Origin of the sequence: Psychrobacillus sp. BM2 (assembly GCF_048572895.1) — a bacterium.
Classification (GTDB): Bacteria; Bacillota; Bacilli; order Bacillales_A; family Planococcaceae; genus Psychrobacillus.
On record NZ_CP183878.1, the window covers coordinates 925,503 to 947,193 of the forward strand.

General features: G+C 36.0%; 18 protein-coding genes, 1 pseudogene and 1 other annotated feature. Of the genes and pseudogenes, 15 read left to right on the forward strand and 4 right to left on the reverse strand.

Annotated elements, in window-relative coordinates; genetic code table 11:
* The 4 genes and pseudogenes from ACN6MX_RS04010 (at nucleotide 1) to ACN6MX_RS04025 (ending at nucleotide 3,229) form a co-directional block, all read left to right on the forward strand.
* Nucleotides 1-903 (forward strand): carbohydrate ABC transporter permease, encoded by a 903-nt coding sequence (locus tag ACN6MX_RS04010; protein ID WP_419961391.1) that lies wholly within the window; start codon nucleotides 1-3, stop codon nucleotides 901-903.
* 13 nt (nucleotides 904-916) lie between these two features.
* Nucleotides 917-1,732, forward strand: a complete 816-nt coding sequence (locus ACN6MX_RS04015) for a PfkB family carbohydrate kinase (RefSeq protein WP_419961392.1) — start codon at nucleotides 917-919, stop codon at nucleotides 1,730-1,732.
* A 71-nt stretch (nucleotides 1,733-1,803) separates the two neighbouring features.
* Nucleotides 1,804-2,547, forward strand: coding sequence for a GntR family transcriptional regulator (locus tag ACN6MX_RS04020; RefSeq protein WP_419961393.1), 744 nt, complete (start codon nucleotides 1,804-1,806; stop codon nucleotides 2,545-2,547).
* Nucleotides 2,548-2,582: 35 nt separating this feature from the next.
* Nucleotides 2,583-3,229: pseudogene (locus ACN6MX_RS04025) on the forward strand (HAD family hydrolase).
* A 302-nt stretch (nucleotides 3,230-3,531) separates the two neighbouring features.
* Here the strand turns inward: ACN6MX_RS04025 and ACN6MX_RS04030 are convergent.
* Nucleotides 3,532-4,227: a Crp/Fnr family transcriptional regulator gene (locus ACN6MX_RS04030; RefSeq protein WP_419961394.1), complete on the reverse strand. Its 696-nt coding sequence runs from the start codon at nucleotides 4,225-4,227 to the stop codon at nucleotides 3,532-3,534.
* 185 nt (nucleotides 4,228-4,412) lie between these two features.
* Between ACN6MX_RS04030 and ACN6MX_RS04035 the strand changes: the two genes are divergently transcribed.
* On the forward strand, nucleotides 4,413-6,548 hold the full coding sequence (locus tag ACN6MX_RS04035; RefSeq protein ID WP_419961395.1) for an ATP-dependent Clp protease ATP-binding subunit: 2,136 nt from the start codon (nucleotides 4,413-4,415) through the stop codon (nucleotides 6,546-6,548).
* A 412-nt stretch (nucleotides 6,549-6,960) separates the two neighbouring features.
* On the opposite strand, the gene ACN6MX_RS04040 is transcribed toward ACN6MX_RS04035, so the two are convergent.
* Nucleotides 6,961-7,149, reverse strand: coding sequence for a DUF2929 family protein (locus ACN6MX_RS04040; RefSeq protein ID WP_419961396.1), 189 nt, complete (start codon nucleotides 7,147-7,149; stop codon nucleotides 6,961-6,963).
* A gap of 164 nt (nucleotides 7,150-7,313) precedes the next feature.
* Here ACN6MX_RS04040 and ACN6MX_RS04045 point away from each other — a divergent pair, with 164 nt between their 5' ends.
* The 7 genes from ACN6MX_RS04045 to ACN6MX_RS04075 all read left to right on the forward strand — a co-directional run bounded on the left by ACN6MX_RS04045 (nucleotide 7,314) and on the right by ACN6MX_RS04075 (nucleotide 15,685).
* Nucleotides 7,314-8,249 carry a beta-ketoacyl-ACP synthase III gene (locus tag ACN6MX_RS04045; RefSeq protein WP_419961397.1) on the forward strand — a complete coding sequence of 312 codons (936 nt, stop codon included), beginning with the start codon at nucleotides 7,314-7,316 and terminating at the stop codon, nucleotides 8,247-8,249.
* A gap of 28 nt (nucleotides 8,250-8,277) precedes the next feature.
* Nucleotides 8,278-9,513 carry a beta-ketoacyl-ACP synthase II gene (gene fabF, locus ACN6MX_RS04050; protein WP_419961398.1) on the forward strand — a complete coding sequence of 412 codons (1,236 nt, stop codon included), beginning with the start codon at nucleotides 8,278-8,280 and terminating at the stop codon, nucleotides 9,511-9,513.
* 397 nt (nucleotides 9,514-9,910) lie between these two features.
* Nucleotides 9,911-10,924, forward strand: a complete 1,014-nt coding sequence (locus ACN6MX_RS04055; protein WP_419961399.1) for an ABC transporter ATP-binding protein — start codon at nucleotides 9,911-9,913, stop codon at nucleotides 10,922-10,924.
* Nucleotides 10,921-11,868 (forward strand): ATP-binding cassette domain-containing protein, encoded by a 948-nt coding sequence (locus tag ACN6MX_RS04060; protein ID WP_419961400.1) that lies wholly within the window; start codon nucleotides 10,921-10,923, stop codon nucleotides 11,866-11,868. Before ACN6MX_RS04055 ends, ACN6MX_RS04060 begins: the two co-directional genes overlap by 4 nt.
* 1 nt (nucleotide 11,869) lies before the next feature.
* The gene (gene opp4B, locus ACN6MX_RS04065) at nucleotides 11,870-12,832 is read left to right on the forward strand and encodes an oligopeptide ABC transporter permease (protein WP_419961401.1); all 963 of its coding nucleotides are present in this window, start codon (nucleotides 11,870-11,872) and stop codon (nucleotides 12,830-12,832) included.
* Between the two features lie 30 nt (nucleotides 12,833-12,862).
* The gene (locus ACN6MX_RS04070) at nucleotides 12,863-13,771 is read left to right on the forward strand and encodes an ABC transporter permease (RefSeq protein ID WP_419961402.1); all 909 of its coding nucleotides are present in this window, start codon (nucleotides 12,863-12,865) and stop codon (nucleotides 13,769-13,771) included.
* 63 nt (nucleotides 13,772-13,834) lie between these two features.
* A complete protein-coding gene (locus tag ACN6MX_RS04075; RefSeq protein ID WP_419961403.1) occupies nucleotides 13,835-15,685 on the forward strand; it encodes an oligopeptide ABC transporter substrate-binding protein in 1,851 nt (616 codons plus the stop codon).
* A gap of 240 nt (nucleotides 15,686-15,925) precedes the next feature.
* On the opposite strand, the gene trpS is transcribed toward ACN6MX_RS04075, so the two are convergent.
* Together trpS and ACN6MX_RS04085 are read right to left on the reverse strand one after the other, a co-directional pair.
* Complete coding sequence (trpS, locus tag ACN6MX_RS04080; protein WP_419961404.1) at nucleotides 15,926-16,918, reverse strand: tryptophan--tRNA ligase; 993 nt, start codon at nucleotides 16,916-16,918, stop codon at nucleotides 15,926-15,928.
* A 55-nt stretch (nucleotides 16,919-16,973) separates the two neighbouring features.
* Nucleotides 16,974-17,190 (reverse strand) — a binding site (T-box leader).
* A gap of 50 nt (nucleotides 17,191-17,240) precedes the next feature.
* Nucleotides 17,241-17,588 carry a DUF3899 domain-containing protein gene (locus ACN6MX_RS04085; RefSeq protein ID WP_419961405.1) on the reverse strand — a complete coding sequence of 116 codons (348 nt, stop codon included), beginning with the start codon at nucleotides 17,586-17,588 and terminating at the stop codon, nucleotides 17,241-17,243.
* A 237-nt stretch (nucleotides 17,589-17,825) separates the two neighbouring features.
* On the opposite strand from ACN6MX_RS04085, the gene ACN6MX_RS04090 reads away from it, so the two are divergent.
* The 3 genes from ACN6MX_RS04090 to opp3C all read left to right on the forward strand — a co-directional run bounded on the left by ACN6MX_RS04090 (nucleotide 17,826) and on the right by opp3C (nucleotide 21,682).
* Nucleotides 17,826-19,538 carry a peptide ABC transporter substrate-binding protein gene (locus ACN6MX_RS04090; RefSeq protein WP_419961406.1) on the forward strand — a complete coding sequence of 571 codons (1,713 nt, stop codon included), beginning with the start codon at nucleotides 17,826-17,828 and terminating at the stop codon, nucleotides 19,536-19,538.
* 192 nt (nucleotides 19,539-19,730) lie between these two features.
* The gene (gene opp3b, locus ACN6MX_RS04095) at nucleotides 19,731-20,663 is read left to right on the forward strand and encodes an oligopeptide ABC transporter permease (protein WP_241596265.1); all 933 of its coding nucleotides are present in this window, start codon (nucleotides 19,731-19,733) and stop codon (nucleotides 20,661-20,663) included.
* Nucleotides 20,663-21,682, forward strand: coding sequence for an oligopeptide ABC transporter permease (opp3C, locus tag ACN6MX_RS04100; protein ID WP_419961407.1), 1,020 nt, complete (start codon nucleotides 20,663-20,665; stop codon nucleotides 21,680-21,682). Before opp3b ends, opp3C begins: the two co-directional genes overlap by 1 nt.
* Nucleotides 21,683-21,691: the final 9 nt, after the last annotated feature.

Genomic DNA, 21,691 nt, shown 5'->3' on the forward strand with positions numbered 1-21,691 from the left:
ATGACATTACTTAATACGAAAGAAGATGTTTTGAATAGGTCTCCTGTTGCTCTTGATCAGAAAGTACGCTCTAAGACGGATTTGCGTAGTAAAGTATCTAAAAATATCTTTTTGTTAGGTCTATTATTCTTTGCTTTTATTGTTCTGTATCCGCTTTATTGGATGTTCATCTCCTCTTTTAAAAGTTATGATGAGATTTATAATAATGTCTGGAGTTTACCATCTGTTTGGCATTTTGAGAATTATATTACTGCATGGTCACAAGGTATATCAAGCTACTTTTTTAACAGTCTATTTGTAACAACCCTTACAATATTACTAGTGGTTTTTATTGGGTCTATGGCAGCATTTTCTTTGTCTAGGTATAAAACCAAATGGGTCAATGTGGCACTTATTTTTATCATTGGCGGTTTAATGATGAACCCACAAGTAGCATTGATACCACTTTTTGAAATCCTAACATGGATGAATTTAATTAATACCCATTGGGCCCTGATTCTTACATATGTAGCGTATCGGCTTCCTTTGAGTATTATCTTAATACGTGCATTTTTCTTGAGTATCCCAAAAGAGTTAGAGGAATCTGCAATTATTGATGGTTGTAGTGAGTTCGGAATTTATTATAGAATCTATCTTCCACTATCTATACCAATCCTAATTACGACTGTTGTTCTAACTGCATACTTTGCATGGAACGAGTTTTTATTTTCTACTGTGTTTATTGATTCCAGTAACTTAAAAACGATACCATCAGGTTTAATGGGATTCAGGGACGCTCTTAGAACTGATTGGGGAGTGCTATTAGCTGGAATGGTAATTGCTTCAATCCCTATGATTATTTTATTGATTTTACTACAAAAATATTTAGTTCGTGGTCTAACTGAAGGCTCTGTGAAAGGATAAGGGGGAATAACTTATGAAACTTATAGCTATAGGTGATAATGTTGCAGATTGTTACTTGGATCAAAAGAAGTATTATCCAGGTGGAAACTGTGTAAATGTTGCAGTTAGTGCAAAGAAAAATGGCGCAGAACATGTATCTTATATTGGAATTTTTGGTTCTGATGATATAGCAAAACACATTGAATATGCGCTTGATCAAGAAGGAGTGGACCATTTACATTGCAGGTATGCAAAAGGAATAAGTGGGCTACCACAGGTTTCTTTAACTGAGGAAGGGGAACGCATATTTGTAGGGGGACCTAAAAACACAGTTCAACACCTTTTCAAAATACAGCTTACGATAGAAGAATTGAAATTTATAGAAGACTTTGATTTATGTCATGTTAGTGTTTATTCATCCATGGAGAGTGAGCTTGAAAAATTGGCAGATTTAATTGAAATTTCATATGATTTTTCAAACCAGCTTGATTTGAACTATATTAGAAAAGTAGCTCCCTACATTTCATATGCCTTCTTTTCTGCATCTGAGTTGTCCTCAGTAGAATTAGAAGAGTTTATGGATAGCTTGAGCGAATTTAATTTCAAGGTAGTTGGTGTGACTAGAGGAGGGCATCCAGCTATGTTTATTCATAACAGTAAAACTTATTATCAAATATTAAGACCCATTTCTGTCATTGATACTATGGGAGCTGGAGATAGTTTAATAGGTGGCTTTTTAGTGAGTTATTTATCCAATCATACAATCGAAGAAGCTATTTCTATAGGAACATTATCAGCTGAGAAGACATGCCAAATAGACGGTGGATTTGGTTATCCGCATAGTCTTTAAAGGATATTAATATAATCTCTCTTAATATTTATGTAAAATAACTATAAGCACAATTACTAGGAGAGGTTTACATGAAAAAAAATACATCAGATACAACAAGTAATGCAAATTTCTTATATGATGAAATTAAGGCAAGTATTAAAGAAATGATTAAATCCAAAGGGATGCATGCTGGAGCGAAGATTCCTAATGAGTCTGAGCTCTGCAAAATGTTCGATGTTAGTAGAATCACAATTCGAAGAGCTATAAAAGAATTAATAGAAGAAAATGTGATAGAAGTGGTTCGGGGAAAGGGAACTTTTGTGAAAGCTAGCATAACTGAATTGCATATTTTAAATTTGAAAGGATTTACAGAAGGACTTTCTACAGAAGATAGAAATATTGAAAAACAAATTATTTCTAAAAAAATAATTATAGACGAGGATAAAATTTCGAAAAAATTCTCGCATATGTACACAAGATTTGTAGAACTCGTCAGACTGGTCAGCGATGATGACGGACAACTAAGTTTAGATTATGCTTATCTTCCCACAGAATTATACCCAGATATTGAGAAGAAGATTGAAAATGAGACATCTACTTTTCAATTAATTAGGGAAGAATATCACGTTCAATTTACCAAAGTAAAAAAAGAGGTAGTATACCTTCATCCAACTCCGACTGTATGTGAGTATTTAGGAATAAGTAGAGTTTCACCTGTCATTTTTGTGGAGAAAATTATTTGCGATAAATTAAATAAACCTCTTCACTATTCGAAGTATTATTTAGTTGCGGAAAGAGTGAAACTTTATATTGAAGCGGAGTACACGGATTGAATGATAGAGTCCTCTAGTGATGGGAGAGAGATTATATGATCAAGGGTGTAATTTTTGATTTTGACGGACTCATATTAGATACTGAAACATATCAATATGAAATGTTTAAAGAAATTTTCAATACACATAGTGTAGAACTCCCTTTTGAGAGATGGGTCAAGGGAATTGGTACTAAATCAAATTTTTCGCTATTTACCTATCTAACGGAACACTCAATAACGAAATTTAATCTTGAAGAATTAAAAGAAAAATTTAGAAAAGATTTTATCGAGGGTCTTAAAAAAGTAGATTGCCGAGAGGGTATAAGGGATTATCTTGAAGAAGCAAGTAATCTAGGACTAAGAATCGGGTTAGCATCTAGTTCCAACTATGAGTGGGTTAGTATGCACTTAAAAACCTAGATATCTTCGACTATTTCTCATGTATTAAAACATCGGATGATGTGGAAAAAGTTAAGCCTTCCCCTGAATTATATATTAGTGCTGCAACATGCTTAGGGTTACATCCTAAAGAATGTTTGGTATTTGAAGACTCTGCCAATGGAGCAATTGCTCCATTGGCAGAAATGAGGTGTGTGGTTGTTCCGAATAGCATCACTAATAATATGGATTTTTGTACTGTAGATCATCGCTTAAAATCAATGAGTGATATATCGTTAAATGAATTGATTAAAGGTCTATAATTTTATATAACCATTTTAGTTAAATGATACTTCTTACTGTTATTTGAATCTTGATAGATCTTGCATTCCTTATTTAAGGAATGCTTTTTTACTTATAAAAATGAACTTATAAATTTACGATAACTATTTATTTGACTTACTCTTAAGTATCATAATTGCAAGATACAGGTTATGACTTTTAAAAGAGATCGAGTTCCACAAAAAGTTATCCAATTTCCACGCAAGAAGATCTTAACTTCACTCATTAAGTCCTCATCTTTCCAACAAAAAAGCCACTGAAAATAGCTCAGTAGCTTAACAAACTAGTCAATCCGGCAAATATGCAGTGGACAGTTATCACATTCTACTTCTGTGCGCAAAAAATGTAAATCATGAATCGTAATCATTCCTTTATCTAACGAAAGTACATCTTTTTTCTTTAGATCATTTAAAATTCGGTTTACGACCTCTCTACTAGTTGCGCAGAAGTTAGCCAACTCCTGATTGGTCATAGCATGATCAATAAGAATGCTGCCATCCTCCTGCTTTACCCCGTAAGTATTAGTTAATCTTATCAATGTGGACAATAACGCTCCTTTTTTACCGTGGAGCAGTAAATCTCTAAAACGAGTCTCGTTTTTAAAATTATGGATTTGCATGATTTGAACCCATTCCATCATGAGAGAAGAGCTTTCCGATAAATACTTTTCCAAAGACGTACGTGGTAATACTAATAGTTGAGTAGATTCAATTGCATTGGCTGAGACGGAATGATAAACAGTTTCGCAAAAAATAGATGTTTCTCCGATAAATGTATCATTTCCTGTAATTCTTAAAGTCAATATTTTACCGCTTTGAGTATCTTTACTAATGCGAACTGTACCTGTTTTGATGAGGTAGACGTCCTCTGCACTTTCACCTTCTAAAAAAATAGGGCGATCCTTATCTACTTTTAAGTTAGCTCCAAATTGTTCGAATAGTGCATGTATGCCCTGTGAATTGGAACTTTGTTCATTCATTATTATTACTTCCTTTCAGTCATTCACATTCGTTTTCAAGTGTGCACTTTCTTTTATAATAGCATATTTAGATGATTTATTTAGTGTAAAGTCTATAGTCATATTTCTTTACAAAGTTATTTGGGAAGACGTATACTTAAATTAGTCAAAGAAGGTCAAACTATTTCGTAAGGAGAGGTTTGTATATGCAAATGAAACAACAAGATGAAAAAAGTCCTTTAGAAACGTACGGAAGAAACTTAGTAACTGCAGTGAAAGAAGGGAAGATGGATCCTGTAATTGGTCGTGATCAGGAAATTAGAGATGTTATTCGAATTCTTTCAAGAAAAACGAAAAATAATCCAGTACTGATTGGAGAACCTGGGGTAGGAAAAACTGCCATAGTAGAAGGACTGGCTCAGCGTATTGTACGTAAGGATGTACCAGAAGGCTTGAAAGAGAAGGAAATCTTTGAGCTTGATATGAGTTCCTTAATCGCTGGTGCAAAATATCGTGGAGAATTTGAAGAACGTCTTCAAGCAGTCTTAAAACAAGTGAAAGATAGTGAAGGACAAATTATTTTATTTATTGATGAGATTCATACGATAGTTGGAGCTGGAAAATCCGATGGTGCTATGGATGCTGGTAACATGCTAAAACCTATGCTTGCACGCGGTGAGCTACATTGTATTGGTGCTACCACACTCGATGAGTACCGCATGTATATTGAAAAAGATCCCGCACTTGAAAGACGCTTCCAACAGGTGATGGTAAGAGAACCTTCTATAGAAGATACAGTATCTATTTTGCGTGGACTAAAAGAACGCTTTGAGCTACATCACGGTGTTCGAATTCATGACCGAGCGATTGTCGCAGCAGCCGAGCTATCCAATCGCTATATTACAGAACGATTTTTGCCAGATAAAGCAATCGATTTAGTTGATGAAGCATGCGCGATGATTCGAACAGAAATCGATTCAATGCCACAAGAGCTCGATGAAGTTACAAGAAAAATGATGCAGCTTCAAATTGAAGAACAAGCATTAATGAAAGAAAAAGATGCCGCAAGTCAAAAAAGATTAGAGCAGTTGCGTAAAGATTTGAAAGAATTAGAGACATCTACTAGTGAAATGCGAACGAAATGGGAACAAGAAAAAGATGCTATTCAAGTAATTCAGCAAAAACGAGAAGTATTGGATCGCTATCGTCGAGAATTAGAAGAAGCTGAAAATCAATATGACTTAAACAAAGCAGCTGAACTTCGTCACGGGAAAATTCCATCACTAGAAAAAGAGCTCCAAGTGTATGAAAAACAAGTAAATGAAGATCCAGAAGCTCGTCTACTACGCGAAGAAGTAACAGCAGAAGAAATTGCTTCCATTGTATCAAGATGGACTGGCATACCTGTAACTAAACTCGTAGAAGGGGAAAGAGAAAAACTATTACGCTTAAAAGAAACTTTAGGAGAGCGTGTAGTAGGACAAGATCAAGCCGTCCAATTAGTTACAGAAGCTGTTTGGCGTGCTAGAGCAGGTATTAAAGATCCAAATAAACCAATTGGTTCTTTCTTATTTTTAGGTCCTACCGGTGTCGGAAAAACAGAACTAGCTAAATCATTAGCGGCTAATTTATTTGATTCTGAGGAGCATTTCATTCGTATCGATATGTCTGAATATATGGAAAAGCATAGTGTTTCTCGATTAGTCGGTGCACCTCCTGGATATATCGGTTATGAAGAAGGTGGCCAATTAACGGAAGCGGTTCGTAGAAATCCTTACTCGGTTGTGTTGCTAGATGAAATAGAAAAAGCACATCCTGACGTGGCTAATATTTTATTGCAGTTAATGGATGATGGGCGAATTACGGATAGCCAAGGAAGAATCGTAAACTTTACAAATACGATTGTTATTTTGACTTCAAATATAGGTTCAGGGTATTTAGCTAATACAACGGGGAAAGTCACTGAACAAGAAGAAAGTCTTGTCATGAGCGCATTACATGAACATTTTAAACCGGAGCTATTAAATCGTTTAGATGACATAATCATGTTCCACTCATTGACTACGGAGCACTTTGTTAAGATTACAGAAAAATACGTAAAACAGCTTCAAAAACGATTACATGAACAAGAAATTGAGTTACAAGTGGATGAGTCGGTAGTCCAGTGGATTGTTAAGGAAGGTACAGATGCTGCGTTTGGTGCGAGACCGTTGAAACGCTATATCCAACGTTATTTAGAAACAGCAGTGGCGAAACTTTTAATCGGCGGCACCGTATTACCAGGAAGCAAGATAGTGGCAAAAATGGAAGAGGATGAACTAAAGGTCTTGATTGAAGATTAATAAAGTTTAGTGAAAATTAAACCATAGATAAACTCACATTTAAATTGTGGTTTATCTATGGTTTTTTAAAGGCAAAAAGTAAATGATTTGTAAATGCACAAGCTCTCTCGTATAGCAGAAGATGTCTCTCGTATATGAGTGATTCTCTCTCGGAGCGCTTGTAATTGCTCTCGTATACGGCAGTCGCTCTCGAATAGTCGAAGATGTCTCTCGTATATGAGTGTTTCTCTCTCGGATAGCTTGTAACTGCTCTTGTATACGTCAGTCGCTCTCGTATAATCGAAGATGTCTCTCGTATATGAGTATTTATCTCTCGTATAGCCAGCAAGTATTCTCGTATACGAACTAATCCCGCAAAATCCTTAGGAATCTCAGGAACATAAAAACAGCCTCCCTATTGGAAGGCTGTTTTTTAGTGTTGTGCTTTAGCTGTTGGTTCGTCGGGAATGATTGCAGCGATAATCAGAACCAAAATTGCTACTGGAATAGACATGAAAATACCATCCATGAATATAAACTCAACGTTCTGTACGGAGCTTACTACGTAATTTAACATAGAAACTAAAAGTACTGACCAAAATACCGTCATTATATAGTGCATGTAATTTCACCTCAGGCGCTAATTTTATATATGTATCATACCATAGCATAGCATATTACAAAAGAATATTTGGTAAAACAAACTCTGTTGTTGAAAAATATACATATATTCGTTATTATTAATACCAGGTACTAATAATAGATTATAAGAAAAGAGGAACATTCATGAACGCAGGAATAATTGGTTTAGGTACATATGCACCTGAACATATTTTGACAAATGAAGACCTTGAAAAAAGAATGGATACATCTGACGAATGGATAAGAACGATGACTGGTATAGAAGAACGTAGAATTGCGGGACCAGAAGAAAATACATCCCATATGGCTGTAAAAGCCGCAAAAGATGCAATTAAAGATGCAGGAATTACTGCCGATCAGATTGGCTTGATACTTGTAGCAACAGTAACTCCAGACCGCCCATTTCCAAGTGTTTCCACTATGCTACAAGAACAACTTGGTGCAACAAATGCGGCTGCAATGGATTTATCAGCAGCATGTGCAGGATTTATATATGGTCTAGTAACTGCGAAGCAATTTGTTGAGGCGAATACATACTCTCACGTGCTTGTAGTGGGAGTAGAAAAACTATCTAAAATTACTAATTGGGAAGATAGAAACACAGCAGTTCTATTTGGTGATGGTGCTGGAGCTGCAGTAGTTAGTAAAGTTTCTGAAGGTCGTGGAATATTATCCTTCGAGCTTGGTGCTGATGGTAGTGGTGGTAAGTATTTATCACAAGAAGGTCCACATCTTGAAATGAACGGACGAGAAGTTTTTAAATTTGCCGTTAGACAAATGGGTGAATCTGCGATAAATGTAATAGAAAAAGCTGGATTAAATAAAGAAGAAATTGATATGCTAATTCCACACCAAGCTAATATTCGTATAATGGAATCGTCAAGAGAAAGACTAGGGTTACCTATTGAGAAAATGTCTAAAACCATTCATAAGTATGGTAATACATCTTCAGCTTCCATACCACTTTCTTTAAATGAAGAAGTGAAAAATGGCAAAGTAAAAGACGATGATACCATTGTAATGGTTGGTTTTGGTGGAGGTTTAACTTGGGGAGCAATTGCATTAAAATGGGGAAAATAAACGAACAATTTGGAAGGGTGAATTATTCATGACAAAACGCAGGGTAGTAGTAACAGGTTTAGGTGCTGTTACACCACTAGGTAATGATGTTGAAACAACGTGGTCGGGTATAAAAGAAGGTAGATCTGGTGTAGGTATGCTGACAAGACTAGATGCTTCACAGTTTGCAGCTAAGGTTGCAGCTGAAGTGAAAGATTTTGATATTGAAAAGTATATTGAAAGAAAAGATGCGCGTAAAATGGATCGCTTTACTCATTACGCATTAGCAGCTTCTATCATGGCAGTGGAAGATGCAAATCTAACCATTACAGAAGAGGTTGGCCTTCGTACAGGAGTATGGATTGGTTCTGGTATAGGTGGAATGGAAACGTATGAAGCTCAGTTCCGTGTCTTTTTAGAAAAAGGGGCACGACGAGTAAGTCCATTTTTTGTTCCAATGATGATTCCAGATATGGCAGCAGGTCAAGTGTCTATTCATTTTGGTGCCAAAGCTATTAACTCATGTTCGGTTACAGCATGCGCATCTGGTACAAACTCTATTGGAGATGCATTTAAGGTGATTGAACGTGGGGATGCAGACGTAATGATTACAGGTGGAGCAGAATCTCCAATTACCCATATGTCTGTAGCAGGATTTGTTTCGAGTACTGCCCTAACATTAAATACAGACCCTAAGACGGCTTCTCGTCCATTCGATGCGAATCGTGATGGATTTGTCATTGGGGAAGGTGCAGGGATTATTATTTTGGAGGAGTATGAACATGCCGTAGCGCGAGGCGCGAAAATTTATGCAGAAATTATTGGATATGGTTCCACAGGTGATGCGCATCATATTACAGCTCCAGCTCCAGGCGGAGAAGGTGCCGCTCGTGCGATGATACAAGCGCTGAATGATGCCACAATTTCACCAGAGCAAGTTGATTATATTAATGCACATGGAACGAGTACTCCATATAATGATCATTTTGAAACAATGGCAGTGAAAACTGTCTTTGGAGACCATGCATATAAGCTTGCGATGAGTTCAACAAAGTCAATGACTGGGCATCTTTTAGGAGCAGCAGGTGGAGTGGAAGCAATCTTCACTGTGCTAGCTTTGAAAGAAGGAATCCTACCTCCGACGATGAATTTAGAAACACCTGATCCAGAATGTGATTTGGATTATGTGCCGAATGCTGCTAGAAAAGCAGACATGGAATACGCTATGAGTAATTCATTAGGTTTTGGTGGACATAATGCAAGCATTTTATTCAAAAAAATATAGAAGTTTTCTTCCTGAGCATTTCCAAGTTAAAATTTGGAAATGCTTTTTTTGTTGTTAAATTTCAGTGCTTTAAAGTGTTGAAACGCTAGTGTTTTAGAAGGTAGAATGACATTTTATTGATATAATTTGGTGAAATATGATGAATAATTAATATTTCAAAAAAATATTTCTAACTATAAAAAGAGCTCAGAATGTCTTGATATTACTAGTGTTAAAACATATCCTAATTTTCAAAAAAGAGTAAATTAAGGAAATAATCAAAAAATGATATTGCGATTGTAACAGAACTGTAATAGAATTTAACAATAAGCAAACAAAAAACAGAAAAATATAATAACTTATAATCTAGTATCCTTCTAAAAAACTTTGATGAGCGAGGACTGAAAGGGGCAATACGTTGAACAACTTAGATCATCTTTTAACAATAAAAGACTTACATACTGGTTTTCGCATAAAGGATACATATTATGATGCGGTTGATGGGGTATCCGTAAACTTAAGAAAAAATGAAATACTTGCGGTAGTTGGTGAGTCTGGTTGTGGAAAATCTACTTTAGCAACTTCTATTATCGGATTGTACGATCATAACAAAACAAGAGTTCAAGGAGAAATTCTTTATAAAGGGCAAAACCTTGCGCAATTGGGAGAAGAGAAGTTAAATAATGTTCGTGGAGAAGAAATAGGAATGATTTTCCAAGATCCATTATCAGCTTTAAACCCTTTGATGAGAATTGGTGAGCAGATTGAAGAAGGTCTTGTATACCATACTAAAATGTCTAAACAAGAGCGAAATAATCGTGTTTTAGAACTGTTAAAACAAGTTGGAATACCAAACCCAGAGCGAATTTCTAGACAGTTTCCACATCAGCTTTCGGGTGGGATGAGACAACGTGTTATTATTGCGATTGCGATTTCTTGTAAACCGAATATTATTATTGCTGATGAACCAACGACTGCACTTGATGTTACTATTCAGGCTCAGATTCTGGATCTATTGAAAGAGCTTCAAAAAGAAACAGGGGCGGGTATCATATTAATCACACATGATCTAGGTGTGGTAGCAGAAACAGCAGATCGTGTTGCGGTTATGTACGCCGGTCAAATTATTGAAGAGGCTCCTGTGGAAGAGCTGTTTGCAAACCCAAGACATCCATATACACGTTCTCTATTAAACTCTATCCCACAAATGAATAGTGAGAATGAAAAACTTCAAGTAATACAAGGTATGGTTCCGTCATTAGTAAAATTACCTAGAGTAGGATGTAGATTCGCAGATCGTATTCCGTGGATTCCAGCGAAGGCACATGAGGAAAATCCAACATTGCATGAGGTATCTCCAGGTCATCTAGTTAGATGTACTTGTTGGCAACATTTTCACTTTGAAAGTGAAAAAGGAGGTAATACCCTATGAGTTTCATGCAAATTAATGACTTAAAAGTGCATTACCCAATTCGAGGGGGATTTTTCAATACAGTAGTAGACAATGTGTATGCTGTAGATGGTATAAATCTAGAATTTGAAAAAGGTAAAGCTTATGGATTAGTAGGTGAATCAGGTTGTGGGAAATCTACAACTGGAAAGTCTATTATCGGATTAGAAAAAATTACATCTGGAAGCATTATTTATGAAGGTGAAAATGTTACTAACAAAGCGAGAGGGCGAAATTCAGCCTATAACCGGGACATTCAAATGATTTTTCAGGATGCACATTCGAGTCTAAACCCTCGTAAACGAGTGCAGGATATCATTGCAGAGCCTATTCGGAACTTCTTAAAACTTTCTCCTGGTGAAGAAAGAAAAAGAATTAATGAATTACTAGCGATTGTAGGTATGAGTGAAGAAGCAAGATTTAAATATCCGCATGAATTTTCAGGTGGACAAAAGCAGCGTATTGGTATTGCAAGAGCCATCGCTAGTAATCCTAAACTAATAATCGCGGATGAACCAGTATCGGCACTCGATTTATCGGTTCAAGCACAGGTTCTAAACTTTTTAAAAGATATCCAAGATGAATTTGGCTTAAGCTTCTTATTTATATCCCATGACCTTGGAGTAGTTAAACATATGTGTGATAATATCTCGATTATGTATAAAGGACGCTTTGTAGAGTCTGGTAATCGGAAAGACATTTATACAAATCCTCAACATATATATACAAAGAGATTACTTTCCGCAATTCCGGAAGTAAATCCAATGAATCGAGAAGAACGAAAGAAAATTCGAAGAGCAGTAGAAGTAGATTATTTAACAAATCACCATAATTATTATGATGAAAATGGTAGAGTATATGACTTACAAACTGTTTCCGAAACACATCAAGTAGCAAAAAGTGTTCAGAATAAAGGGGGCATATAATATGTGGAAAACGATTATTAGACGTGTGCTTGTAATGATTCCACAATTATTTGTACTTAGTCTTTTGATATTCATTATGGCGAAATTTATGCCTGGTGATCCTTTTACTGGACTAATTACTCCAGAAACTGATCCTTCCAGGGTAGAAGAGCTTCGTATTAAAGCTGGTTTCTATGATCCATGGTATGTGCAGTATGTAAACTGGATTGGAAATGCCTTTCAAGGAGACTTCGGACGTAGTTATACATTTAACGTACCGGTATCGAATTTAATCGGAGACCGTGCATTGAATACATTATGGTTATCATTACTAAGTTTCTTTTTATTATATTTGATCGCAATCCCACTAGGAGTATTATCTGGTAGATTCCATGATACTTTTCTAGATAAATCGATCGTGTTTTATAGCTTTATTGTATACGCAATACCAACGTTCGTATTAGGACTAATCAACCTGTTCTTCTTCGGTTATGAGCTAGGTTGGTTCCCTACAAGTGGTACAGTAGATATTAAATACGACTCTGGAACAGGTGGTTATCTTTGGAGTAAGTTTTATCATATTTTATTGCCAGCGATTACGTATGCTTTGCTCGCTACTACCGGAGTCATTCAGTATTTACGGACAGAAGTTATCGATTCAAAATCGATGGATTATGTTCGTACTGCTAAAAGTAAAGGTATTCCGATCAATAAAGTATACTCACGACATATTTTCCGTAACTCATTGTTACCGATTGCAGCATTCTTGGGTTTCACGATCACTGGTCTTCTAACTGGGTCTGTATTTATAGAAACCATTTTTGGATATCCTGGGATGGGACAATTGTTCATTCAGGCTATAAGCGGGCGTGATTATAGTGTAATTACAGCACTTGTTATGCTTTTTGGATTCTTAACATTATTAGGAAGTCTATTATCCGATATCATCATGAGCATTGTTGACCCTCGAATTAGGATTGACTAACAAAAATAATGGATAAGGAGAGTCCGGATAATGAAAAATACTGAAGCTATTGTACCAACAAAAGAGATAAAAGTAAGCTCTCCGCCTACAGGGTTTCAAGTAGTTGCACGGGAGTTTATGAAAGATAAATTGGCTATGTTCTCATTGATATCGTTAATCATTGTAATCGCCGGTATTTATATATGGGCAATGAAAATCGATCAACAGCAATTAATGCATATTAGTTTAAGAGATAAACTTGCGGCACCAGGAGAAAAGTTTTGGCTAGGAGCCGATAAAGGTGGCCGGGATATTCTTGGACAGCTAATCATTGGGGCACGCAATTCTTTGACGATTGCGATAGCAGTTACGCTAATAACGGGTTTTGTTGGAGTCGTAATTGGTTTAGTGACAGGTTATTTTGGAGGATGGATTGATAATATCTTCATGCGTATCATTGATTTCTTCATTACTATTCCGTCACTAATGATTATTATCGTATTTGTAACTATTGTTCCTAAATATAATATTCCGATATTCGTTTTAATAATGAGTTTGTTTCTCTGGGTTAGTACAGCAAGAGTTATTCGAAGCAAGGCTCTATCTGAAAGTAGGAGAGATTATATTAGTGCTTCGAAAACGTTAGGCACAAGTAATTTTGTCATTATTTTTAAAGAAATGATGCCGAATTTAAGTTCTATATTAGTAGTAGAAATGACCTTAAACTTTGCAGGAAATGTAGGGCTAGAAACTGGGCTATCGTATCTAGGTTTTGGGTTACCACCTTCGACACCAAGTTTAGGGACACTTGTAAGCTACGCAACCGACCCATTCATTATGGAAAATGCATGGTGGAACTGGTTACCAGCTGCGTTACTAATCTTATTACTTATGTTAGGGATCAATTATGTTGGTCAGGCTATTCGCCGATCTGCTGATGCACGTCAACGTCTTGGTTAAAAATTGTTATTAGACGCAAGAGCGTTTGATATATATAAAAAGAGATAAAAAGGAGGAAAAAGAATGAATAAAAAGCTTTTAGCTCTATTGGCATTACTGTTAACACTTATGCTAGTCCTTGCCGCGTGTAATTCAGATGATGAATCAGCAACACCTGCTGATGAGCCGGAAAAAACAGAGGAACCATCTGCAGGGGATGAAGATGCAGAAAAAGATACAGAGGAAGAAGTTGAACAACCAGCTTCGGAAGATTTATTCCCTGTAGTACTTAATAATGAAGGAGAAGCTATTAATGGTGGAACTTTACAAGTTGCATTAGTAAATGATTCTCCGTTCCAAGGTATTTTCGCTTACACACTATATGAAGATGCTTATGATGATGAGATTATGCAATTTGCAAGTAACTCACTTTTCGATACTGATGGAGATTTCCTTTTAACTGACACTGGTATTGCTTCATTAACAGTGGATGGGGATAATAATAAAGCAACCATTAAAATTAGAGAAGGGGTAAAATGGTCAGATGGAGAACCTCTTAAAATTGAGGACTTAATCCAACCTTACCTTATTATCGGTCACAAAGATTATGCTGGAGTTCGTTATGATTCAGACTTCCAAAATATTATCGGTGCTGTAGAATACCATGATGGAAAAGCAGATACAATTTCTGGTTTGAAAAAAGTGGATGAAACTACGTTAGAAATTTCGTTTAACAAAGTATCACCTGCAATATACTCTGGTGGAGATGGACTTTGGGGTTACGCAGAACCAAGTCATATCTTAAAAGATATTCCTGTTGGAGAACTACTTGAAAATGACGCAATACGTAAAAACCCAGTTACTTTAGGGTCATTCAAATTTGAAAAAATCGTTCCAGGTGAATCTGTACAACTTGTACGTAATGAGAACTACTGGAAAGGTCAATCAAAACTTGATGGCGTAATTATTAAAACTGTTCCAAGTGCATCAGCTGCTAAAGCAATAGAAACTGGTGAATATGACATGGCGCTTTCATTCCCAACGAGCGCATATGAAAATGTAAAAGATCTTGAAAATATTACACTTCTTGGTCGTCAAGAATTATACTACTCTTATTTAGGATTTAAACTAGGTAAATATGATTATGATGCGAGCCTTGCAATTACAAATGAAGCAGAAGCAAAAATGGGTGACAAAGTATTACGTCAAGCAATGGGTTATGCTTTAGACGTTGAGCAAGTAAATGAAGTATTCTACTTCGATTTACGTGAACGTGCTAACTCTCTAATCCCACCTGTTTTCAAATCTTTCTATGATGGTTCTTTAGAAGGATATAACTATGACGCTGAAAAAGCTATTAAACTTTTAGACGACGCTGGTTATAAGGATACAGATGGCGATGGTCTTCGTGAAAACCCTAAAGGGGAAAAATTATCAATCAAACTTGCTGCAATGTCTGGTGATGAAACACAAGAACAAGTAATTTCTTACTACTTACAAAACTGGAATGAAGTTGGTTTAGATGTACAATTAGCTACAGGTCGTCTAATTGAATTCAACACATTCTATGATAAAGTACAAGCGGATGATCCAGAAATCGATATCTTTATGGGTGCATGGGGTACAGGTACTAACCCATCTCCAGCTGGATTATACTCTAAAACAGCAGTTTATAACTTCAGCCGCTATACTTCTGATGAGCTAGAAGGTCTATTAACTGATATCGATTCTCCAAAAGCACTTGATTCTAAATTCCGTTCTGATAAGTTCCGTGAATGGCAAGAATATATGTCAGATGTTTCTGCTGTAATTCCATTGCAATTCCGTTATGAGTTACGCCCGATTAATAATCGTGTGAAAAACTACGATTTCGGCTACGAAACAGACTTCGATAAAATCGATATCGAATTAGTAGCAGATACTCCAGTTAAATAATATTTTTAAAAAACCGCTCTTAAACGAAAGTTTAGGAGCGGTTTTTCATATGGTCTTATAAGGATGTGATACTAATAAGATTATTAATATTTTTAATTAGTTATGGAATTGCAGTTATTAGCTGCTCCAACTTAGTACTTTTTTTGAATTTTTTATCGCTCGGCTATTCGTGGAGATCGGTGCTCATTTATATGATGGTGTCTACCGACTTTGTATTCTTATGTTTGTCTTTACTCTCTATTACCGCGATTGTCTTCTTCCGAGGCCCATTGCGGCTTCCATCTTAGTCAATGTATCATTTGCGAGCGCTTTTGCTTTCACTGCTCCTAAATCTAGAATTGCATCTAGCTCGGAAGAGTTTAAAAGCTGCTCATATCTTTGTTGAATAGGTGTAAGATGGTCGATAATAACTTCTGCAACAGAAGCTTTGAAGTCTCCGTAACCTTTTCCTTCATATTTTTGTACAAGTGTAGGAATTGAAACGTCGGTCAATGCGGATTCAATCGTTAATAGATTGGAAACTCCGGGTTTGTTTTCTGGATCGAAAGCGACAATACCTTCTGAATCTGTAACAGAGCTTTTAATTTTCTTTTCAATTTCCTTTGGACTATCCAACAAACGAATTGTAGCTTTCTGATTTGGATCTGATTTACTCATTTTCTTCAGTGGGTCTTGTAAGGATTTAATACGAGCTCCATTTTTAGGTAATTGGATTTCAGGAATTGTGAATACCTCACCGTAGCGTTTGTTGAATCGCTCCGCTAAGTCTCTTGTCAATTCTACATGCTGAGTTTGATCATCGCCAACCGGTACGATATCTGTTTGATATAGGAGTATATCCGCAGCCATCAATGGGGGATATGTTAACAATGCAGCTGAAACAGCATCTTTACCAGTAGACTTATCTTTGAATTGTGTCATTCTTTCTAATTCACCGATATAGGAAATACATTGCATAATCCATCCAGCCTGTGCATGTGCAGGAACTTCAGACTGTATAAATAATGTAGATTTCTTCGGATCAATACCTACAGCAATATATAACGCTGCTAAGGAACGTATATGATCGCTCAATTCTTTTGGATCCTGTGCAATTGTAATAGCATGTTGGTCGACAATACAAAATACGCAGTCAAAATCATTTTGTAATGCAGTGAATTGTCTAAAGGCACCGATGTAATTCCCTAGAGTGATAATCCCAGTTGGTTGTACGCCTGAAAAAATTTTTTTCATTTTTCGAATCTCCTTTTCTTGTTTAGAAAATAAAAAAAACATCATGCATCCCTAAAAAAGGGACGAATGATGTTAAATCCGTGGTACCACCCAGCTTGCTAAAAATAATTAGCCACTCTTCTTTCGTAACGTGAAGGGGACGGTATATGCTACTTTGCTTTCACATATACTGCTCAGAAGCCCATTCCATTTACAGTATGATCTGTTTACAGCGACCACAGACTCTCTTAACATACGATAGTAAATGTACTTTTCTTCCTCAAAGCTCAGGTTATTTAGTTTTGATTATTATATATAGAAGAAAGGCAAAAATCAAGCGCTTCTAATAACTATAATAGATGAACAAAGCGATACACATACAAAACAAATTAGAAAGACCTAATGCAATAATCGGTTTATGTGGAAAAGAAAATACTTCAGACGGTAATCGCATCTGTTCCGCCTCTTTTTTCATATGTTTGGGCGTAAATACTTTACGTGTACTTTCAGTAAAAAAGTCGAAAAAACCACCTGAAACGACATAAGTCATTAAACCGACAAATGTAATTGTTCCACCGACAAAAAAGGACATGTTTATGTAAGGTATGAGTTGGATATTTCTATAAACTAAAAACATTAGTAAAAAAATAACTACCTGGCAGGCAAGAAAGTAAATTAATCTTTTTTTCATATTTCACCTCTATCAATTGTAAATTATAAAATAGACACAGAAAATATGCAAAAAATTGATTATTCAATTTAACAAATATCGGCAATTTCTTTTCCAAACATTCACAATTGTTAGGACAATGTAATGATTTTGTTACACTATTGTAAAAATATTTGAAAAAAACCTGTACAAGTTTAAAAGAAAATGTATAATAAGTATTGTAATGAATTTTTCTGAATATTTAAGGAGGTTATTATTTTGAAGAATAGCAAGCTTGTATGGCTTTTAAGCCTACTGTTAGTTGTTACTTTATTCCTAGCTGCTTGTGGTGGCGACGATAAAGAAACAAAAACGACTACAGACACAGACGAAAAAGAAGGTACAACAGAAGAAGCAACAGAAGAAGTAGCAGCAGACGAAGACCAAGTTCTTAACTTGATCATGACTGCAGAAATTCCAACAATGGACTCAGCTCTAGTAACTGATGCAGTTGGTTTTGATCTACTTAACAACGTAAACGAAGGTTTATACCGTTTGAGTCAAGAAAATATTGCTGTTCCAGCACTTTCTGATGGTGAACCAAAAGTTTCTGAAGATGGATTAGTTTATACATTCACTTTACGTGATTCTAACTGGTCTGATGGTACTCCAGTAACTGCAAATGACTTTGAATATTCTTGGAAACGTGCTATGAACCCAGATACAGCATCTGAATACGGTCCATACATGATGTCTGGTGTTATCAAAAACGCAACAGCAATTTCTAATGGTGAAGCTGAATTCACTGAGTTAGGTGTAAAAGCACTTGATGAAAAAACATTAGAAGTAACGCTTGAAAAACCAATTCCTTACTTCCTATCACTTATGTCATTTGGAACATTCTTACCACAAAATGAAGCTTTCATTACAGCGCAAGGTGAAAACTATGCGAAAAACTCTGAAGCACTTTTATACAACGGACCATTTACACTTGCTAAATGGGACGGAACAGGTTTATCTTGGCAACTACTTAAAAATGAGCAGTACTGGGATAAAGAAACTGTGAAACTTACAGAAATTAACTATGATGTAGTAAAAGAAACTGCTACTGCAGTTAACTTATATACAAATGGTGAAAAAGATCGTGCAGGACTATCAGGGGAATACGCAATGCAATATGCTGCTGACCCAGAACTATTAACTGAATTAGAAACTTCTGTATTCTATTTTAAATACAATCAAGAACGTAATGGAGAAAAAACTCCATTAGCTAACGTAAATATTCGTGAAGCTCTTTCTAAAGCATTCAACAAAGAAGATTTAGCTTCTGTAGTATTAGCAAATGGATCTACTGCTGCATATTCATTCATTCCAAAAGATTTTGTTTTTGATGAAGATGGAAATGACTTCCGTGATATTAACGGAGACATGGCAGTATTCAATGCAGACGAAGCAAAAGCTGCATGGGAAAAAGGTTTAGCTGAGCTAGGTGTTACTGAACTTTCTATAGAAATTCTTGGTGGAGACACAGAACTTTCTAAAAAAATGGATGAATACTTCAAAGCTCAATTAGAAGGTAACTTACCTGGTTTAAAAATTACTCTTAAAGAAGTACCATTTAATGTTCGTTTAGATCTTGATACAAACCAAGATTACGATATTCAAGTTGCAGGATGGGGACCAGATTACCAAGATCCATTCACATTCTTAAGCTTATGGGAAACTGACGGCGGTAATAACCAAATGTCATATTCAAACCCTGAGTACGATCAATTATTAGCAGATATTAATGGTTCATTAGCTACAGATATCCCAGCTCGTTGGGAAGCAATGGCTAAAGCCGAAAAACTTATTGTAGACCAAGATTTTGCAGTTGGACCAATCTACCAACGTGGATTAATGTTCCTACAAAAACCTTATGTTAAAGGTGTAATTGCTCATCCATTCGGTGGAGATTACAGCTACAAATGGGCTTATATCGAAGGTAAATAAGATAATTAACAAGATTTAAAATCTCATAGTTAGAGAGTATATGGTATCCTAATGGAATCATGTACTCTCTTTTTAAATGAATCAGAATTCACAAAATATTTAATATTAATAAATTGATTTTGACAATTACCCTTGTTATCTGTTTATATATATTAGTAGTATTTAATAATATTTTTTCTAGGAGGTGCAAAGATGGCAAAATACATTACTCGTCGTGTTTTTTATATGTTTATTACGTTTTTCCTGATAGCGACTGCAACATTCTTTTTAATGAAGACGCTTCCAGGATCCCCGATTAGCTCTGCTTCAAAACTATCCCCTACGCAACTTGCGGTAGTTGAGGCGAAATATGGGTTAGATCAACCGATTCCAGTACAATACGCAAAATATATGTTGAATTTGGCGCAAGGCGACTTAGGTAACTCATTTCAATTTAAGAATGCTAGCGTAACAGATTTAATCGTAGATCGTTTAGGACCATCTATGTTACTTGGAACTCAAGGTTTAGTGCTTGGCGTAGCAATTGGTATACTATTAGGTATGATTGCAGCATTAAGACAAAATACTATTTGGGATTACGGTAGTACATTTGTGGCTATCATCGGTATATCTATTCCATCTTTCGTTTTTGCCACTTTTCTTCAATATTGGTTAGCTGTTAAATGGCAACTATTCCCTGTTGGTCTATGGAAGGATGGCTGGATGTCCAGCGTACTGCCATCTATTGCTTTAGCAATGGGGCCACTTGCAACTGCGTCTAGATTTATACGGACAGAAATGATTGAGGTTTTAAGCTCAGATTATATTACTTTAGCCAAGTCTAAGGGTGCCAATGGTTTCGAAATAGCATTTAAGCATGCTTTCCGAAATGCTTTGATCCCACTAGTTACTGTTTTAGGACCATTAGCAGCAGGATTATTAACAGGATCCCTTGTTATTGAACAAATCTTTGCAATACCTGGTATCGGGGAGCAATTTGTTAAATCTATTATGTCTAATGACTTCTCTATTATTATGGGAACAACATTATTCTTCTCTGCGTTCCTAATTGTCGTAATATTCTTAGTAGATGTGCTTTATGGCATCATTGATCCACGTATTCGTTTGTCAGGAGGTAAAGATTAATGAAACATGACTTACAAAAACCACCTGCAGATTCATTTGAAAGAATTGAGATTGACGCAAGTCATGCGGAGCGGATTACTAAACCGAGTTTAAGTTTTTGGCAAGATGCTTGGCTTCGAATTCGCAAAAATAAAGCCGCGATAGTAAGTATGTTCATTTTGGCTTTCATAATCATTATGGCCTTTGTCGGACCAATGATTAGTCCGCATGATGCAGAAACACAAACAATCACTCACGCTAATTTACCACCAAAGGTTCCGGGAATTGAAAAGCTTGGAATAATGGATGGTGTTGGTAAACTTGCAGGTAAAGAAGTAGACTTATACGAAATGAAAAAGGTAGATACGTATTATTGGTTTGGTACAGACGGTTTAGGTCGTGATATGTTCTCACGTGTTTGGGAAGGTACTCAAATCTCCTTATTTATCGCTTTTGTGGCAGCTGTAATTGATATGGTCATTGGGGTTGCTTACGGTGGGATATCTGGTTATTATGGTGGACGTGTAGATGACATTCTGCAACGTGTAGTAGAAATACTTTATGGTATTCCAACGCTTGTAATTGTTATCCTTATGCTTACGTTTATGGAGCCAGGTATACAAGCGATTATTATTGCGATCACCATAACGGGATGGATTGGTATGTCTCGTATAGTACGCGGTCAAGTTTTAAAATTCAAAAATCAAGAATTCGTATTAGCATCACGTACTTTAGGTGCAACAAATGGTCGAATTATTTCAAAACATATCTTACCTAATATTTTAGGTATTATCATTATCAATACAATGTTCACTATTCCAAGTGCGATTTTCTTTGAGGCATTTTTGAGCTTCATCGGATTAGGTCTGCAACCACCTGCTGCTTCGTTAGGTACTCTTATTAATGATGGTTACAAGTTGGTTCAATTCCAACCACATATTTTACTGTTCCCATCTATTATTATTAGTTTACTAATGATTGCATTCAACTTATTAGGTGATGGTTTACGTGACGCACTTGATCCAAAAATGAAAGACTAAAAGGAGGAA

Bases quoted from the DNA above. Each gene is read 5' to 3' on its own strand.
- ACN6MX_RS04010 (WP_419961391.1), top strand. From the start codon at position 1: ATGACATTACTTAATACGAAAGAAGATGTTTTGAATAGGTCTCCTGTT.
- ACN6MX_RS04015 (WP_419961392.1), top strand. From the start codon at position 917: ATGAAACTTATAGCTATAGGTGATAATGTTGCAGATTGTTACTTGGAT.
- ACN6MX_RS04020 (WP_419961393.1), top strand. From the start codon at position 1,804: ATGAAAAAAAATACATCAGATACAACAAGTAATGCAAATTTCTTATAT.
- ACN6MX_RS04030 (WP_419961394.1), bottom strand. From the start codon at position 4,227: ATGAATGAACAAAGTTCCAATTCACAGGGCATACATGCACTATTCGAA.
- ACN6MX_RS04035 (WP_419961395.1), top strand. From the start codon at position 4,413: ATGCAAATGAAACAACAAGATGAAAAAAGTCCTTTAGAAACGTACGGA.
- ACN6MX_RS04040 (WP_419961396.1), bottom strand. From the start codon at position 7,149: ATGCACTATATAATGACGGTATTTTGGTCAGTACTTTTAGTTTCTATG.
- ACN6MX_RS04045 (WP_419961397.1), top strand. From the start codon at position 7,314: ATGAACGCAGGAATAATTGGTTTAGGTACATATGCACCTGAACATATT.
- fabF (WP_419961398.1), top strand. From the start codon at position 8,278: ATGACAAAACGCAGGGTAGTAGTAACAGGTTTAGGTGCTGTTACACCA.
- ACN6MX_RS04060 (WP_419961400.1), top strand. From the start codon at position 10,921: ATGAGTTTCATGCAAATTAATGACTTAAAAGTGCATTACCCAATTCGA.
- opp4B (WP_419961401.1), top strand. From the start codon at position 11,870: ATGTGGAAAACGATTATTAGACGTGTGCTTGTAATGATTCCACAATTA.
- ACN6MX_RS04070 (WP_419961402.1), top strand. From the start codon at position 12,863: ATGAAAAATACTGAAGCTATTGTACCAACAAAAGAGATAAAAGTAAGC.
- ACN6MX_RS04075 (WP_419961403.1), top strand. From the start codon at position 13,835: ATGAATAAAAAGCTTTTAGCTCTATTGGCATTACTGTTAACACTTATG.
- trpS (WP_419961404.1), bottom strand. From the start codon at position 16,918: ATGAAAAAAATTTTTTCAGGCGTACAACCAACTGGGATTATCACTCTA.
- ACN6MX_RS04085 (WP_419961405.1), bottom strand. From the start codon at position 17,588: ATGAAAAAAAGATTAATTTACTTTCTTGCCTGCCAGGTAGTTATTTTT.
- opp3b (WP_241596265.1), top strand. From the start codon at position 19,731: ATGGCAAAATACATTACTCGTCGTGTTTTTTATATGTTTATTACGTTT.
- opp3C (WP_419961407.1), top strand. From the start codon at position 20,663: ATGAAACATGACTTACAAAAACCACCTGCAGATTCATTTGAAAGAATT.